We start from the raw sequence: 16,180 nt of genomic DNA, 5'->3' as shown, positions 1-16,180 counted from the left end.
TATATCCAATGAAGCAGGTTTTATCTTTTCTTTTTATTATAGTAGTAGTTACACAATTCCAGGTATTTACTGCAGGCTGCGCCAATATCGTAGCGCCCACCGGTGGAGATAAAGATTCCCTGCCGCCTGTATTGCTAAGGGTTAATCCTGCGGATTCCATCAGGCGTTTTACCGGCAAGAAGATCGTATTCGAATTTGATGAGTTTATTGCCCAGCCGGAAAATATACAGGAGAACCTGCTGGTATCACCGGTACCCAAAATAAATCCTATTATCTCCAGCAAGCTCAAGACCCTTACTGTTACGATTAAAGACACACTGGAAGAGAATACTACTTATTCTATCAATTTCGGCAATGCTATTAAAGATATTAATGAGGGGAATATACTGAAGGACTTTACGTATGTTTTTACTACCGGCGATACGATTGATTCATTAACAGTATCCGGAAAGGTAATTATAGCAGAAACCGGTAAAACGGATTCTACCCTGATAGCGGTGTTGCACAGGAATACAGATGATTCGGCCGTTATTAAGGAACGTCCCCGGTATGTTACCAAACTGAACAGGGACGGCAATTTTACTTTCCGCAACCTGCCTCCCGGTACCTTCGCCCTTTATGCTTTTAAGGATGAAGGCGGACAACGGAAGTATATGAACAAAAGTCAGCTATTTGCTTTTGCCGATACACTTGCCAATACACAAGGCAACAAGTTCTTTACCTTATACGCCTATACAGAGCGGGAAGAAGAGGAAGAAAAGGATAAAAAACCTGCCGCGCCCGCCGGTATTACCAGGCCATCAGCTACGAAAGGCGGGGGTGCAGTACAGGATAAGCGGTTGCGCATGGAGACCAATCTTTCCGGCCAGGAACTGGACCTGCTGGGTAACCTCGAGATCAATTTCCGGACGGCGCCGCTGCGCTCTTTTGATTCCTCCAAAGTAGTGTTTACAAACGAAAAGTATGAACCACTTACCGGTTACCGGTTTGTCAGGGACACCAGCAATAAAAAGATAACCCTTTATTATAAATGGGACCCCAATACAGCTTATAACCTTATTGTTGATAAAGAGTTTGCAGAAGATACCCTGGGCCATAAGCTGCTGAGAACAGACACACTTAATTTCCGCACCAAAAAAGAAAGCGACTATGGGCTGGTACGCCTTCGCTTCCTTAATCTTGATCTTTCCAAAAACCCGGTATTACAGTTTGCCCAGGGCGACCAGATCAAGTTCAGCCATGTATTTACTGACCGTAATTTCAATGCCAGGTTGTTTGTGCCCGGAGAATATGACCTGCGCATCCTGTATGACGCCAATAAAAACGGGGTCTGGGATCCCGGTGAGTTTTTTGGCAAGCATATACAACCGGAAAAGGTAATACCTGTGCCGCGCAAACTGACTGTGAAGGCCAACTGGGACAATGAAATTGATATTACTTTGTAAGGCAGTTTATTTGTTATTGAACCGGTAGCCTATTCTAAAGGTATAGACAGCAGGTTTACCGTTTACGTAGAGGAACCGCTCAAAGCTACCTGCAACTGTGGCCAATAAACCAAGCTCTATTTTATCATTGATCATGCCACCGATACGGGCTGTGAATTCCAGCCAGTTCTTTTCAAAATCAAGGTAGTCTTCTTTTACAGAAGGCGTATTCTCGTCGACATATTTCACATAGTCATTTTCCGGATAGGTCGAGAAGTTATATTGAACGCCTCCACTGAGATAAACTTTATAGGAAGTTTTCCTGAGAAAATTATAGAGTAATGCTATCGAAGGGGTGATATTGGTTTGCCGGATGGTGTACCTGGCATTAAAGGGTCCACTTCCATTGTTCAACACTCCCTTTCCTTCATATTTGAGCGAGGAATAAAAGAGTTCCATGCGCAGTATAAAATCCTGCAGGTTCCTGGAGGAGAATATATCCATGCCCACCCCTGCCGAATAACCAATATTGCCGCTATACTGTAAGTTATTGAGTTCGGAATTACCTCCCAACTTGATGTTGGAGTAAGCCAGGCCTGCCGCTACAAAGAACTGAGCGGCGCTTTTCTTCTTTTTGGCTAACTGCGTACCATTGATGTCATAAACGATCTTCACGAGATCGTTTTCCTGGTATTTTATTCTTTCCAGGTTTCTCAGCAACTTATTTTCCTGGATATGCCCCAAAGTATAGGGACGTAGCTGATTACGGAAAATGTATTTGTGCTGCAGGCTGGAAGCAGTATGGTCAAAATGTACCTGGTATTGTAATTCCTGGAAATCCCCATTGTCCGCATTTATATAATAGTGCGACTTGGCATCTACCAGCTCATAGAGGTTTAGTTTTGTGCCTTTTACCAATACCCGTAGAAATACAGTGTCTATCTGTTTATGATCATCTTCCATGTGTTCGATGACCTCACTCACCTCCACCGGACGCATATCTTTGGTAACGATGGCCCGTTCAAAAGAATCCTTACCATCTATTTTAAAAGCCTGCAGGTCTTCCACACTGTATTGTGCAATCTGATCCTGCGGGGTTTTCCGGAAATTGATCTTGCGTGGATTCTGGCGCCATTCCCGGTAATCAATCAGCCCACTGACCTGTTCTCCGGTTTTTAATACGAGGGAACCGGGTTGATAGTTAGTTTGTCCTTGTACGGTTGACAGACTGATCAGTAAGAAGGCAATGAGGAATAAACAACCAGTTTTCATCAAGGGGTTTGTTAGGGTCATATTTAAAAAAGGGGGAAAGTAGTAACTCAGGGACAGATAAACGTAAAAACAACATAGTTGTTGCGTTAAATGTATCTTTGCAGTATGCAATTCTCTTCTGCGCTACTGGAAAATGCCGTGAATGAATTTGCCAAACTTCCGGGTATTGGCAAGAAGACCGCTTTGAGGCTGGTACTGCATATATTAAAGCAGGAACCGGAAAAAGTGGAACTTTTCGGGGAGTCTATTACGAAGATGCGCCGGGAGATCCGGTTCTGTCAGCGTTGCTATAATGTGGCTGATGCCGACATCTGTTCCATCTGCGCTAATTCCATGCGGCGGCAGGAACTGGTATGTGTGGTGGAAAATATCCGCGATGTAATTGCGATTGAAAGCACCCAGCAATTCAGTGGTACTTACCATATCCTGGGCGGCATTATTTCCCCGCTGGATGGTATTGGCCCCGATCAGCTTCATATTGAAGCCCTTATACAACGGGTACAAAAAGAGAAGATTGAAGAGATCATTTTTGCCCTCAATCCCAATATACAGGGAGATACTACGATCTATTATATTCAGAAAAAACTACAATCGTTCCCTATCCGGATCACCACCATTGCCCGCGGTATCGCCTTCGGCGGTGAGCTGGAATATGCCGATGAAATGACCCTCGCCCGGTCTATCACCAACCGCCTCCCCGTTGAAAGCTATGTGGCCAACCGGTAACGTACTCACTTCCAGCCCTGTTTTGATATTAAAAGAACATCACTTAACTTTGCGTCCTGATCGCAGGCGGATTTGTTTATTGTTCGGCCTGTAATCCCGCTGAAACGGGATGGCCTCTCCAGGGAGGTTTCAATAACAGAACTAATAAACGCCAGGAAAACCTTCATGCTATTTTCCCAACGTTTATGATGTTCTGCCTCCGAACAGTATCACCCACTGCCTGACTATCTTATGCATTACCAATGCTGCCATTTATCACTGCCTGTATTTTGCCGGCAGTCAATAAAAATTTACGCATATGGACATCAGGAAAGAATTAGACAAACGCATTTTGATTATTGATGGCGCCATGGGCACTATGATCCAGCGGTATAAGCTGGAGGAAGCCGATTACCGGGGCGATCGTTTTAAAGACTGGCACCTGGACGTAAAAGGCAATAATGACCTGCTGTGCCTTACACAGCCCCATATTATAGAGGAAATTCATGGTCAGTACCTGGAAGCAGGGGCAGATATTATTGAAACGAATACTTTCTCCAGCACTACGATCGCCATGGCTGATTATGAGATGCAGTCACTGGCTTATGAGCTGAATGTGGCCGCCGCCCAGTGCGCCCGCCGTGCAGCCGATAAGTATACCCAAAAGGACCCCTCCAAACCCCGCTTTGTAGCAGGCGCTATTGGCCCGCTCAATAAAACGCTTAGCCTGTCACCGGACGTTAATAATCCCGGTTACAGGGCCCTGACGTTTGATGAAGCGATGACGGCCTATTATGAGCAGGTTTCCGGCCTGGTAGACGGCGGCATTGATATTATCCTTATTGAAACGATTTTCGACACCCTGAATGCCAAGGCGGCCATTTATGCTGCCAAGAAATACTTCCAGGATACCAATAAGCCGGAATTGCCGATCATGATCAGCGGCACGATTACGGATGCCTCCGGCCGTACGCTGAGCGGACAAACGCTGGAAGCGTTCTATACTTCCGTATTCCACGCCAAACCATTAAGCATTGGTTTGAATTGCGCTCTTGGAGCAGCGGAAATGCGGCCGCATATTGAAGAGCTGAGCCAGATCGCGGCCTGCTATACGTCTGCTTATCCCAATGCCGGTCTGCCCAATGCGATGGGAGAGTATGATGAGCTACCGGAAGAAACAGCTCATTTTATTGAAGAGTGGGCCGAACAGGGATTTGTAAATATCGTGGGCGGTTGCTGCGGCACCACTCCCGATCACATTAAGCATATCGCAGAACACGTAAAGCATATAACGCCGAGGAAGTTGCCTATTCTTGAAGAAGCGTTATAACGATTCAAATCTGGTGTTCCGGACAGGAATATCAGGTGTCAATAAACAACCGGTTTCGATTCCAAATAATCAGTATGTCCGAACAAATTGTTATAAAGCCTTACTTACGCCTGTCTGGTCTGGAGCCACTGGTAGTGCGCCCGGAAACAAACTTTGTGAATGTAGGTGAACGTACAAACGTTACAGGATCTAAGAAGTTTGCCCGCCTTATCAGGGAAAACAAGTATGAAGAAGCCCTCAGCGTAGCCCGCCAGCAGGTGGAAAGCGGGGCACAGGTACTGGACGTGAATATGGACGACGCCTTGCTGGATGGGGTGAAGGCCATGACCACTTTCCTTAACCTTGTACAGAGTGAGCCGGATATTGCGAAGATCCCTATTATGATCGACAGCTCTAAGTTCGAGATCATAGAAGCAGGACTGAAATGCGTACAGGGTAAATGCATTGTGAACTCTATCTCTATGAAAGAAGGGGTAGACAAGTTTATCCGGGAAGCGCGTATCTGCAAACTGTTTGGCGCCGCCGTGGTAGTGATGGCCTTTGATGAACAGGGACAGGCCGATACTTTCCAACGCCGGGTAGATATTTGTACGCAGGCCTATAAGATATTGACAGAAGAAGTAGGCTTCACGCCGCAGGATATTATTTTTGATCCTAACATTTTTGCCGTAGCCACCGGTATTGAAGAGCACAATAATTACGCTATTGATTTTATAGAAGCCACCCGCGTTATTAAACAAAGGATGCCATTGGCCAAGATAAGCGGGGGCGTGAGTAATATTTCCTTCTCCTTCCGGGGTAATGACCACGTGCGGGAAGCCATGCACAGCGTGTTCCTGTTCTATGCCATTAAGGCCGGCATGGATATGGGCATTGTGAATGCCGGGCAATTAGTGGTATATGATCAGATAGAACCACAGCTTCGTGATCTGTGTGAGGATGTGATCCTTAACCGCCGGCCGGATGCTACAGACCGCCTGATCACTTTTGCCGAAACAGTAAAGGCGAAAGGCAAAGTAGAGGTGAAGGATGAAGCATGGCGTAACGGAACGGTGCAGGAACGTTTAACGCATGCGCTGGTAAATGGTATTACCGATTATATAGAACAGGATACGGAAGAAGCCCGTAAGCAATATGCCCGTCCGCTGGAAGTGATTGAGGGGCCATTGATGGATGGTATGAATGTAGTGGGTGATCTCTTTGGTAGTGGTAAAATGTTCCTGCCACAGGTAGTAAAAAGTGCGCGGGTAATGAAGAAAAGCGTGGCTGTACTGACGCCTTTTATCGAAGAAGAGAAAAGGAACAATCCCCTTGCCCAGCAGGGAGGCGCCGCCCGCATCCTGTTGGCGACCGTGAAAGGCGATGTGCACGATATTGGTAAAAACATTGTGGGTGTGGTACTGGGTTGTAATGGCTATGATATTATTGACCTTGGCGTAATGGTACCGGCCGATAAGATCCTGGAAACCGCCCAGAAAGAGAAGGTTGATATTATTGGATTGAGCGGACTGATCACGCCGTCCCTGGATGAGATGGTGCATGTTGCCAAAGAGATGAAACGCCGTAATATGCAGCAGCCGCTGCTGATTGGTGGCGCTACTACTTCGCGCATGCATACGGCTGTAAAGATTGCCCCGGAATACGACCTGGGTGTTGTACACGTGCTGGATGCTTCCCGCAGCGTTACGGTAGCAGGTTCGCTCTTAAGCAACGAACAGAAGCCTGACTTCCTGGGTAAGATCCAAAAGGAATATACCAAGCTCAAAGAGGATTTCGGCAATAAGAAGTCAGCCAAGCAATACCTGCCTTTTGACCAGGCGCAGAAGAACAAGGTGAAGATAGACTGGGATAGCTTTACCCCGGTTAAGCCAACGTTTACAGGCACCAAAGTTTTTGAACAGTACGATCTGCAGGAAATAGCTGAATATATTGACTGGGGGCCCTTCTTTATAGCCTGGGAGCTGCATGGCAAGTTCCCCCAGATCCTGAAGGATGAAAAAGTAGGCAAGGAAGCGACCAAGCTGTATGAAGACGCCAAGAAGTTGCTTCAGCAGATCATTAAGGAGAAATGGCTTACTGCCCGGGGCGTTATCGGCTTCTGGCCCGCACAGGCTACTGCCGATGATACGGTAGAAATATACAGCGATAAAGGAACGGTGCAACTGGATTTCCTGCGCCAGCAGGTAAAGAAAGCGGCAGACCAGCCCAATATCAGTCTGGCCGACTTTATCAAGCCCACTAATGGTACAACTATACCTGCCGACTATATGGGCGCGTTTACGGTTACGATGCAGGGCATTGAACCACATGTAGAAGCCTTTGCCAAAAACATGGATGATTATAATAAGATCATGTTACAGGTACTGGCCGACAGGCTGGTGGAAGCTTTTGCAGAATTGCTGCATGCACGCGTGCGTAAGGAGTTCTGGGGTTATGCCAAAGATGAGCATTTCAGCAATGAAGAACTGATCAGTGAAAAGTATTTAGGTATCCGCCCGGCACCCGGCTATCCTGCCTGCCCCGATCATACAGAGAAGTATAAACTTTTTAACCTGCTGGGCGGCCAGGAAACTACGGGTATTACATTGACCGAATCACTGGCTATGTATCCCGCCTCTTCTGTGAGCGGCTGGTATTTTGCCCATCCGGATAGTAAGTATTTCGGTATCGGTAAGATTGAAAAAGACCAGTTTGAAGATTATGCCAAACGCAAAGGCATGGCGATAGACGAAGCAGAAAGGTGGTTGAGGCCGGTATTGGAGTAGTTATCAGCGATCAGTATTATAATAATAAAAGGGCCGGATTGATCAATCCGGCCCTTTTATTATTATTTTAATTTCCCTGCAGCCTGCATTTTCAATGCCAGCTCTTTCAGGGTGGTGAGCTCAAACTCCGGCGAGGATTCAAAGCAATGCTTCAGGATGGGCATGTGACCGTTCCCGAAAAGCACAACTATACGATCGGTAGGGGCAGGCTTTGTTGTAAGGATGTTGTTAAATATCCTAAGGTTGCGGGTATACCACCACATGGACAATCTGTCGGGCCCCTTGTAATCTGTAGTATTGAACCCACCTGACAGGTAATGTCCGTGGTAGCGGTGCAGGACAAGGGGATCGGCCATGACCAAAAAACTTTCCAGTAGGGTATTTTCCAGCTCTAAAGAGTCCCCCGCTTCATAGAAGCGCGTATATTTTTTATCAAACATTTTATCGCGGGTGGAATCCACCGGTACAACACCCTTCCACAAGCTGTCTATAAACGAGTATTTCCTATAGTTTTCATTGGTAAAACCAAGAGCATCTACCGCATATACTTTGGGATGGTTCAGTTCTTTTGCCAAACGGAAGGCGATCTGGTCCCTCTCATCCCTGCGCAGCGTATGTTTTCCTTCGAGGTAAGCATTGTAGAGCGAGTCGGTATAACGCTGGCTGCGTGATTCAATGTAGATGCGGGTAGGTTTAAAAGAAGCTATTACGGCTACCAGTTGCCTGATCTCCTGCTGCCGCCGGGGCGACAGCACATCAAGCATTTTTGAGGAGTCTGTTTTATGCCCATCCAGGCCAGGATAGCCAAAGTGGAAAGAGCCCACCAGCAAGGCTTTTGTGGGAGGGTTGGCAGGGTCAAGGAGTATTTTATCGGGATTTAACTGTTCCAGTTTTTTCCAGTTAACGGTTTGGGCAAAGGCTTTGGTGGTGCAAAGGATGATGATGAACAATACAGGAAGAAGTTTCATAGCAATAATTTTGAGCAAAGTAACTGACCCGCCTCCGCCCCTTCTTTTCTGATCTGCTAACCAACGGGTTCTGTCTGCAAGCACGGCATTCCCCTGCACCCGGTATTGGAAGATGAAAAGCCGGGATTGGCAGACGAAAGGCACGGGCAGGCTTATCGGGGAAGGATTTTAATGATAACTGCCATAGATTTGGCTATGCGTAAGCATTTACTCAGGATCACCCTCTTTTATTTTTTGTTTGAATTGCTCCGGGAAGTTGCCGGGAATATTTCTTTATGGGTACGCGGACAGCCCATATTCCCCTGGATACATAGTAAGCAGGGGGCCTTTTTAAATGTTGGCGGTTTTTTCATTTTCCTGCTCTATCCGCTGGCGGCTTATATCATTTTTGAAAGAGGTTTCCGGAAAAGCAAACGGCAGACGCTCTTATACTGGATAGTGAGCGTAGGAATAATTATCTCCATCCGTTACTCAATTGAAGAGCTATTATATCCCTGGCAGTTTGATTTTCGCAATTACTGGGCCGGCACCCCGCTGTTGTATTATTATATAGATAATATTTATTACGCCTTTTTGTATTCTGCCTTCGGTATTGTTTATTTTTTTGTACAAAATGAATACCAGCACCAGTTGAAACAAACGCAATTGATGCTGGAAAATAAACAGACGGAACTGTCTTTTTTACGATCGCAGGTGAACCCACATTTCCTGTTTAACAGCCTTAATAATATTTATTCGCTGGTCTATCACCAATCGGACCAATCGCTGACAGCGATAGCCAGGCTATCGGACCTGTTGCGTTATATGCTGTACGACACGAATGAAAAAGTACCCTTGCAAAAGGAGCTGGAGTATATTGAAAAGTATATGGAGCTGCAACAGATGCGTTTTGAAAGCGCTTTACCGGCCAATATGGAGATAACAGGCAATCCCGGGAAAGCCCATATTCCTCCCCTGCTGTTGATCCCGTTTGTAGAGAATGCTTTTAAACATGGCGATACAAGCAATGGTAACCAGATCCATATTAAACTACAGGCTAATGAAGCGCTAATACGCTTTTACATCAGCAACGCTGTAAGCCAACGGCAAAAAGATACAGGGGGCGGTATCGGACTGGAAAATGTGCAGCGACGGCTGGAGCTTTTGTATCCCGGCCGGTATACCCTGCAGGTACAAGAAACAAGCGAATTATTCGAAGTTGAACTGGAAATCAGGAATGACAACAAATAAAACGATATCATGTGTAGTGGTAGACGATGAACCACTGGCGCTAAAGCTGATGGCGGATTACGTGCAAAAAACGCCCTTTTTCGAATTAAAGGAGCAAACCACGAATCCCATGAAGGCCATTGAACTGGTGCAGCAGGGGACTGTGGACCTGCTGTTTCTTGATATCCAGATGCCGGAGCTGACGGGGCTTCAGTTGATGAAGATTATTGGACATAAGTGCAAGGTGATCCTTACTACTGCTTATCCGGATTATGCATTGGACGGTTATGAATTTGATGTTATTGATTATTTGCTGAAACCGGTAACTTTTGACCGCTTCCTGGTGGCGGCACATAAGGCCCGCGAACGACTCGCTGCAGAGCCTGTGATTGTGGTACAAACTCCAACGGTAACTGCCACTCCTGCCAGCTATATTTTTGTGAAAACAGAATACAAGATCCAGAAGATAGACCTGGCTGATATCCTTTATATGGAAGGGCTGCGGGATTATGTAGCTATTTATACAACTACAGGGAAGATACTCACGCTGCAAAGTATGAAGAGCTTCCAGGAGCAGTTACCGGACAGTCATTTTATGCGGGTGCATAAATCGTACCTGGTAGCGCTGGATAAGATCCAGTTTATTGAGCGCAACCGTATTGTTATTGCCGGCAATTATATTCCTGTTGGAGAAACGTACCAGGAACAGTTTCAGCAACGGCTGAATATTAAAGGATAATGTTATTACTTCTTCTCAAATAGCCACCACCAGCGGCTTCGCGGTTTTATTTTGTAATTTTTTTGTATGTAGGTATGAATGTGGTGCATGGCTTCATCCACACTATCGGTCAGTAATACCAGGCTGAGGTCTTCCCGGGCAATGGTGCCTTGCAGTACCATATACTCTAGGTAGTCCCATAAATCCTGGTGGTATTCTTTGCCGTATAATACGATGGGGAATTGGGTGATGGTCCTGGTTTGCACCAGGGTGAGGGTTTCAAAGAACTCATCCAGTGTACCAAAGCCGCCGGGCATGATGATGAAAGCATAAGAGTATTTTACCAGCACCACTTTGCGCACAAAGAAATGCTCAAAGGTGAGGGATTTATGCAGGTAAGGATTTGCTTTTTGCTCAAAAGGCAGGCGGATGTTACATCCAACGGAATTGCCATCGTGCTCAAAAGCCCCGCGGTTGGCGGCTTCCATGATGCCGGGCCCTCCGCCCGTCATGGTAGTGAAACCGGTTTGGGCGATGCGGGCGCCAAATTCCCTTGCTTTATGGTAGTAAGGATGGTCTTCTTTAAAGCGGGCCGAGCCGAATACGGTAATGCAAGGCCCCACAAAGTGAAGGGTACGAAAGGCCTTTATGAACTGTGTGAACACTTTCCAGGCGAAGAACAATTCATAGGTACGGGGCTTAGGCCCATCCAGGTAGACATGCTCTTTGGGCGGTATGATCGGCTTGCCAGGCTTAGTAGTGGTTTTAACTGATGAAGCTTCCATATCAATACTGTAAATTGCGACCAAATGTAAAAATAATTAATCATGCGTATCATTAGCTATAACGTAAATGGTATTCGTGCAGCCATGAATAAGGGGCTTATTGACTGGCTGAAAACAGATCCGGGCGATATTATCTGCCTCCAGGAAACGAAAGCACATAAGGATAATGTGGACTATAAACAGTTCACGAACCTTGATTATTACGATTACTGGTTCAGCGCCCAGAAGAAAGGATATAGCGGCGTGGCTGTTTTTACGAAGATCAAGCCTGACAATGTGGTATATGGCACGGGCCACCAGGTCAGTGATGAGGAAGGCCGCGTGATGCAACTGGATTTCGGGGATGTTCGCCTGATCAATGCCTATTTCCCATCGGGCACTACGGGCGATATGCGCCAGCAGTATAAGTATGAATGGCTGGATGAGTTTTTTATTTATTTGAGTACACTCCGGGAAAAGCATCCTAAACTGATCCTTTGCGGCGATTATAATATTGCCCATAAGGAGATAGATATTCACGACCCCAAAGGCAATAAGAATTCTTCGGGTTTTTTGCCGGAAGAGCGTACATGGATGGACAAGTTTATGGATAGCGGCTGGGTAGATACTTTCCGCGAATTCCATCCGGAACCTCACCGCTATAGCTGGTGGAGTCAACGTTTTCCCGCTGTACGCCTGCAAAATAAAGGCTGGCGCATAGATTATATTAATGCTACTGAGCCATTGCGCAAGCAATTAAAAGGCGCCGACATTTATCCCGATGTAAAGCACAGCGATCATTGTCCGGTATACCTGGAGTTAACCAAATAATGCATTCAACATGATTATTTATAATGTTACGACCCTTGTTCACTGGAGTATTCATGAATCCTGGGTACAGTGGATGCAAGAGGAGCATATGCCGGCCGTTGTTGCCACCGGCTGTTTTGAAAGGTATCAGTTGGTGCGGCTGCTGGAAACAGATGAGACGGAGGGGCCCACTTATGCAGCGCAGTATTTTTCCCATACCAAGGATGATTATCTACGCTACATTGACAATTATGCACCGGGCTTGCGGCAAGAAGGTTTGAATAAGTGGGGTGATAAATGTATCTCTTTCAGAAGTCTGATGGAGGTTGTGAACTAAGTGTGGAAAAGATTATTTTAATGGCCTCTAAGCAGGAAATTATTGTATATTCCTCGCAAACCCTTTGCTGTACAGCATTTCAGCCCACATAGCGTGAAACACAGGCGGGCAGTGTATTTCACAAGGAACGATAAAATATGATGGCCTCACCAAAACCGGTTACATTTCCTAAAATCCTTGCCCCGAGCGGGTTATAGCAATTTTAGCAAATGTTAATTTTAGCAGATAAAAATTTTGTTTCAATGAAAAAGCATCTATTTTTGTCGTGCTTAAATTTTAAAACATTACACTATGAACAAAGCTGAATTAATCGCAAAGCTTGCTGATGACGCTGGTGTTACCAAGACTCAAGCAAATGCCGCTTTGGATTCTTTTGTTGAAGCAGTTACCAAGACCCTGAAAGGTGGTGGAAAAGTAACCTTAGTAGGTTTCGGTACTTTCTCTGTTTCCAAGAGAGCTGCCCGTAATGGCCGCAACCCCCAAACTGGTGCTGTTATCAAGATCAAGGCTAAGAAAGTTGCCAGGTTTAAGGCAGGAAAAGAATTGCAAGCTAAATTATAATGCTGCATGCCACTGCATGGAAGCTCCGTTACAGTGCTCACTACAATATGAGCTAACCGTACCGGAGCTTTTTTTATGCGGTAAATGGACGAAGTATTATTTTTGCACTCTATTTTTTACTCAATTAAAAGCATTGTAACATGGGCAGAGGTGATAAAAAAACCAAGAAAGGGAAGACTTTTAAAGGTTCATTTGGCAAAAGCAGGCCTGCAAGAACAAAGAAAGCTGCTCCCAAGAAAGAAGGTAAATAGTTGATACGTTGATGGGTTAATAAGTTGGACCGGGCATCCGTTTTGACTTATCAACCTTTCAACCCCTCAACTTCGCTCTACCAGCCACAGGACAATCTATTACAGCCGGTTTACGGCTTCTCCATTACGGCGCCAGCCGCTCCATGGTCCAGCTTCCCTGTTGATTTAATGTATAATATAACCTGTCGTGCAGGCGGTTGGAACGGCCCTGCCAGAATTCTATGCGAACGGGCTTTACGCGATAGCCGCCCCAATGCGGGGGCCGCAGGATGGGCTTTGACCGGAATAGTTCCCTGAATTGCTGATCCTGCTGATCGAGCCATTCCCGGCTCTCAATTACCTGGCTTTGAGGAGATGCCCAGGCGCCGATACGACTACCTTCCGGACGGCTGTTATAGTATTGATCACTCTCTTCTTCGCTCACTCTTTCCACCCGGCCACTGATGCGCACCTGGCGCTCCAGCTCTTTCCAGAAGAATACGAGGGTTGCATGCGGGTTTTCTTCCATTTGCTGCCCTTTGGCGCTGGTATAGTTGGTAAAGAATACAAAACCATTGGCATCGTATTCTTTCAGGAGTACAATGCGCGCATCCGGAATACCGGTGGATGATGCTGTGGCCAGCGTCATAGCGTTTACTTCCTCTATTTCGGCCGCGACAGCTTCCTCCCACCATTGGGAGAACTGATCTATAGGATCTTTTTTTGCCTGTTGTTCTGTAAGCGCTTTGAGTTTGTAATCTTTCCGGATATCTGCAATAGATGACATGGCTATAATGTAAGATTAGTACCGCAAAATTAGGGTACTGACGGGAATAGTAGCCAGATGAAAAGAAGCTGATGAGCTGATTTTAATCAGCAAAATACTGACCCGAAAGATGATCAGGCCTTGTTATCGCTGTCCTTTTCATTGGAGAGGCGGGCGAGGAGCGTTTCTATTTCGGCAATGCGTTTTAGCTGGATATCCAGCTTTTTATTGTGCTCGGCTACCTGCTGCAGATCGGTATTCAACTCTTCGAGGAAGTTGACTTTTTTGAGCAGTTGCTGGCGCTGGAAGTTGGATTCGCGCAGCTTGTCTTCTGTATCGGCCAAGAGGCGGGCCAGGCGCTGGTGTTCTTCCAGCATGTTGACCTGCTTCATTTTGAGTTCATCGAACTCGCGGGTGATTTTGAAGTAGGCCTGCTGCAGCTCTTCATATTCAAAGTTCTTGTTCTGTGGTGAAGTGGCCGTTTCTATTTTATGCAGGCGATCCTGGAGGACACCAAATTCTTCGTAGGCTTTTTCCAGCCGGCCTTTTACTTCATTGCTCAATACCTGCTGCTGACGTACTTGTTTGAGTTCTGCTTCTTTATCCACCAATGCACGGCGGGCATCACGGAGCTGGCTGCCGAGCATTTCATTGAGTTGCTGCACTTCGGCATATTTCTGCTCTGATTCCTTGAGTATTTCCACCTGCTGGAGCAGCCGGCCAATGTGCTGGTTATGGGCAAAGAGGTTATCCTGCGCATATTGCAATTGCGACAGGTAGTTATTATCTGATCCTGGTGCCGCTTCTCCTTTCCCTTCCTTTTCCTGTTCATCGGGTATTTCTTTCTCCAGGCGGGTAATTTCCTCCTTCAATTCCTCTACTTCCAGTTCCAGTAATTCCTCTTTTTCCTTTGTTTCTTCCAGTTCACGGGTAAGTTGTTCGCGCAGGTCTACTTCTTCATAGAATTTCAGGCGCCATTCGTCCAATCCGCCAATGGGTTCTTCGGCCAGGACGGAAGGCTCCTGAGTAACGGAAGGGAGTATTTTTTTCTGGGTGAGGTAGAAATGAATGGCAAATCCCAAGGCGAGGGATACCAACATGAAAACAATGATCTCTGCAAGACCAATGGACAGTTTAGCGGCCAATAAGATGTGTACTAAGTTCATAGCAGTTCGGAAAAATTTCCTTTACGCACGGGTTTTCCCGGGATAAACCTCATCTTTCAAGGGACTTGAATAGTAAGGGGGCAAAGTAGTTGAAGAAAGCGTCAGAGGGTTTGGGGACGCTTTTTCACCCTGTTAAATTAGTGCGATAAAGTCACATATACAAGCCTGTGGGCTTTAATAATTTTGTTAAATTGGTTATCAGGATTTTACCAGTGTTCCCACTCTTTCGCCACAGACCACTTTACGCAGGTTTCCGGTAGTATTCATGTCAAAAACAATGATCGGCAGGTTGTTCTCCATGCAGAGGGTAAATGCTGTCATGTCCATTACACGCAGATTTTTGGAGATGCATTCCTGGAAGGTGATGGTCTCGTATTTTTTGGCTTTGGGATCTTTCTCGGGATCGGCGGTATAGATACCATCTACCCGGGTGCCTTTTAAGATAACATCTGCTTCTATTTCAATGGCCCTGAGGGAGCCAGCCGTATCGGTGGTAAAGTAAGGGTTGCCGGTGCCTGCCCCGAAGATGACCACACGGCCTTTCTCTACGTGACGGATGGCGCGGCGGCGGATGTAGGGCTCTGCGATCTGCTCCATTTTGATAGCGCTCTGGAGGCGGGTATAAACCCCTACTTTTTCCAGCATGGCCTGCATGGCCATACCATTGATTACGGTAGCCAGCATGCCCATATAATCGCCATGCGCGCGTTCTATACCAGTCTCTGCTTCATTCATACCCCGGTAGATGTTACCACCGCCAATTACGATGGCTACCTGTACGCCCAGGTCTACAATTTCCTTGATGTCGCGGGCATACTGATCAAGTATCACGGGATCCATGCCGAAGCTTTTATCCCCCATCAATGATTCACCACTCAGTTTTAACAGGATGCGCTTGTACTTGGGCAGCATGAATAATAGTATAAAATTAACAATGGAACCGCCAGCTTCTGGCAAATTGTTGTGCAAAGAAAAGGGATTTGAAGAATAGAAAAAAATGCGTCCCTGGAAAGGAACGCATTGGTCCTGGTTAGGACGATTGTTAATACAAACAAAACTAACTGCTGAAGAGAAAAAGGCATTAAGGCACAAAGGCAACAAGGCATAAAGGCATCGAGGCAACCAGTAAATACAATTATTTCAGCACTTTTGCCA

The 16,180-nt window shown here is 46.2% G+C and carries 16 protein-coding genes; 10 read left to right on the top strand and 6 right to left on the bottom strand.

Annotated features, from left to right (window positions below):
- Positions 1 to 8: 8 nt before the first annotated feature.
- A complete protein-coding gene (locus HB364_RS07090) occupies positions 9 to 1,445 on the top strand; it encodes an Ig-like domain-containing domain (RefSeq protein ID WP_167287164.1) in 1,437 nt (478 codons plus the stop codon).
- A gap of 6 nt (positions 1,446 to 1,451) precedes the next feature.
- On the opposite strand, the gene HB364_RS07085 is transcribed toward HB364_RS07090, so the two are convergent.
- A complete protein-coding gene (locus HB364_RS07085; protein WP_167287163.1) occupies positions 1,452 to 2,696 on the bottom strand; it encodes an outer membrane beta-barrel protein in 1,245 nt (414 codons plus the stop codon).
- A 105-nt stretch (positions 2,697 to 2,801) separates the two neighbouring features.
- Between HB364_RS07085 and recR the strand changes: the two genes are divergently transcribed.
- From recR to metH, 3 genes are all read left to right on the top strand, one after another.
- A complete protein-coding gene (gene recR, locus HB364_RS07080; protein ID WP_167287162.1) occupies positions 2,802 to 3,422 on the top strand; it encodes a recombination mediator RecR in 621 nt (206 codons plus the stop codon).
- A 298-nt stretch (positions 3,423 to 3,720) separates the two neighbouring features.
- Entirely contained in the window at positions 3,721 to 4,731 is a 1,011-nt protein-coding gene (locus HB364_RS07075) for a homocysteine S-methyltransferase family protein (protein WP_167287161.1), read from the top strand.
- Between the two features lie 74 nt (positions 4,732 to 4,805).
- Positions 4,806 to 7,496, top strand: a complete 2,691-nt coding sequence (gene metH / locus HB364_RS07070) for a methionine synthase (protein ID WP_167287160.1) — start codon at positions 4,806 to 4,808, stop codon at positions 7,494 to 7,496.
- 62 nt (positions 7,497 to 7,558) lie between these two features.
- Here metH and HB364_RS07065 read toward each other — a convergent pair whose 3' ends face one another.
- Complete coding sequence (locus HB364_RS07065; protein ID WP_167287159.1) at positions 7,559 to 8,464, bottom strand: DUF5694 domain-containing protein; 906 nt, start codon at positions 8,462 to 8,464, stop codon at positions 7,559 to 7,561.
- Positions 8,465 to 8,659: 195 nt separating this feature from the next.
- Here HB364_RS07065 and HB364_RS07060 point away from each other — a divergent pair, with 195 nt between their 5' ends.
- Both HB364_RS07060 and HB364_RS07055 read left to right on the top strand, forming a co-directional pair.
- A complete protein-coding gene (locus HB364_RS07060) occupies positions 8,660 to 9,694 on the top strand; it encodes a sensor histidine kinase (RefSeq protein WP_167287158.1) in 1,035 nt (344 codons plus the stop codon).
- Positions 9,681 to 10,412 (top strand): LytR/AlgR family response regulator transcription factor, encoded by a 732-nt coding sequence (locus HB364_RS07055; protein WP_167287157.1) that lies wholly within the window; start codon positions 9,681 to 9,683, stop codon positions 10,410 to 10,412. Before HB364_RS07060 ends, HB364_RS07055 begins: the two co-directional genes overlap by 14 nt.
- A gap of 5 nt (positions 10,413 to 10,417) precedes the next feature.
- Here HB364_RS07055 and HB364_RS07050 read toward each other — a convergent pair whose 3' ends face one another.
- A complete protein-coding gene (locus HB364_RS07050) occupies positions 10,418 to 11,176 on the bottom strand; it encodes an LOG family protein (RefSeq protein ID WP_167287156.1) in 759 nt (252 codons plus the stop codon).
- 42 nt (positions 11,177 to 11,218) lie between these two features.
- Here HB364_RS07050 and HB364_RS07045 point away from each other — a divergent pair, with 42 nt between their 5' ends.
- From HB364_RS07045 to HB364_RS33640, 4 genes are all read left to right on the top strand, one after another.
- Positions 11,219 to 11,986 (top strand): exodeoxyribonuclease III, encoded by a 768-nt coding sequence (locus HB364_RS07045; protein ID WP_167287155.1) that lies wholly within the window; start codon positions 11,219 to 11,221, stop codon positions 11,984 to 11,986.
- 10 nt (positions 11,987 to 11,996) lie between these two features.
- The gene (locus tag HB364_RS07040; protein ID WP_167287154.1) at positions 11,997 to 12,302 is read left to right on the top strand and encodes a DUF4286 family protein; all 306 of its coding nucleotides are present in this window, start codon (positions 11,997 to 11,999) and stop codon (positions 12,300 to 12,302) included.
- A gap of 291 nt (positions 12,303 to 12,593) precedes the next feature.
- Positions 12,594 to 12,863 carry an HU family DNA-binding protein gene (locus tag HB364_RS07035; RefSeq protein ID WP_167287153.1) on the top strand — a complete coding sequence of 90 codons (270 nt, stop codon included), beginning with the start codon at positions 12,594 to 12,596 and terminating at the stop codon, positions 12,861 to 12,863.
- Between the two features lie 140 nt (positions 12,864 to 13,003).
- The gene (locus HB364_RS33640; protein WP_167287152.1) at positions 13,004 to 13,114 is read left to right on the top strand and encodes a 30S ribosomal protein THX; all 111 of its coding nucleotides are present in this window, start codon (positions 13,004 to 13,006) and stop codon (positions 13,112 to 13,114) included.
- A gap of 124 nt (positions 13,115 to 13,238) precedes the next feature.
- On the opposite strand, the gene pdxH is transcribed toward HB364_RS33640, so the two are convergent.
- The 3 genes from pdxH to pyrH all read right to left on the bottom strand — a co-directional run bounded on the left by pdxH (position 13,239) and on the right by pyrH (position 15,937).
- Positions 13,239 to 13,880, bottom strand: coding sequence for a pyridoxamine 5'-phosphate oxidase (gene pdxH / locus HB364_RS07025; protein ID WP_167287151.1), 642 nt, complete (start codon positions 13,878 to 13,880; stop codon positions 13,239 to 13,241).
- 113 nt (positions 13,881 to 13,993) lie between these two features.
- Positions 13,994 to 15,025: a coiled-coil domain-containing protein gene (locus tag HB364_RS07020; RefSeq protein ID WP_167287150.1), complete on the bottom strand. Its 1,032-nt coding sequence runs from the start codon at positions 15,023 to 15,025 to the stop codon at positions 13,994 to 13,996.
- Between the two features lie 198 nt (positions 15,026 to 15,223).
- Complete coding sequence (pyrH, locus tag HB364_RS07015) at positions 15,224 to 15,937, bottom strand: UMP kinase (protein WP_167287149.1); 714 nt, start codon at positions 15,935 to 15,937, stop codon at positions 15,224 to 15,226.
- Positions 15,938 to 16,180 lie beyond the last annotated feature (243 nt).

This window comes from Paraflavitalea devenefica (assembly GCF_011759375.1).
In the GTDB taxonomy this organism is placed as follows: Bacteria; Bacteroidota; Bacteroidia; order Chitinophagales; family Chitinophagaceae; genus Paraflavitalea; species Paraflavitalea devenefica.
Note: the sequence above shows the minus strand (reverse complement) of the source record. Positions and strands in the feature narration are given on the sequence as shown.